The sequence below is a fragment of the Pseudomonas syringae group sp. 26L6 genome (assembly GCF_032587815.1).
GTDB lineage: Bacteria > Pseudomonadota > Gammaproteobacteria > Pseudomonadales > Pseudomonadaceae > Aquipseudomonas > Aquipseudomonas amygdali.
This window is the reverse complement of sequence record NZ_JAWHPJ010000058.1, coordinates 1-644: the sequence shown is the minus strand read 5'-3', so window position 1 is coordinate 644 and position 644 is coordinate 1. Positions and strand designations below refer to the sequence as shown.

Annotated in this window: 1 pseudogene; it reads right to left on the bottom strand. The window is 21.7% G+C overall.

Annotated features, from left to right (window positions below):
* Positions 1 to 208, bottom strand: a pseudogene (locus RYA97_RS26345) (hypothetical protein); the annotation flags it as partial.
* Positions 209 to 644: the final 436 nt, after the last annotated feature.

The window sequence follows — 644 nt, the reverse complement described above, 5'->3', positions numbered from 1 at the left end:
TTAAAAACCTCTTAACTCCCCTCATTTTCCAAATTATAATATTAACAATTATACAATCTAACAATAAATCTAAAAAACCAACAAAAAAAAAAAAACAATAATTAATAAAATTATCAAACTCAAAATCATCATCAACATAAATCAAATCTTCAAGTTCCTTCTCAAACTCTTTTAAATATTCCTTTAATATCCCTCCAATTACCACCACTCTAATTTTATAAAACTAAATAATTAACTCTACTAACCATTACTTATTCTCCTCTATCAATTCTTCAAACTCACCAATTAAATCATCAAACTTAACAAAATATTTTAAAATTTCTAAAATCACTTAAAAAATATCAAATATTTCCTTATTCTTAAATCTCACTACCTATACATAAACAATAAAACAATAATTTATTCTAAAAAATTCTTCCCATAACTTAATCCAAACTTCTTAACTAATATAACCATAAAAAAAATAACTAACTTTAACCATTAATAAATAATAAAAATAAAAATAAACAAATAACACAAACAACACACTTCAAACAATTTACAAATTTAAATTTCTAACCCCTTAACAACATCAATTAACATCACCACATTATCTACTACAACCAAAATACAATAAATATCTTCACTAAAATCTTAATACCCTA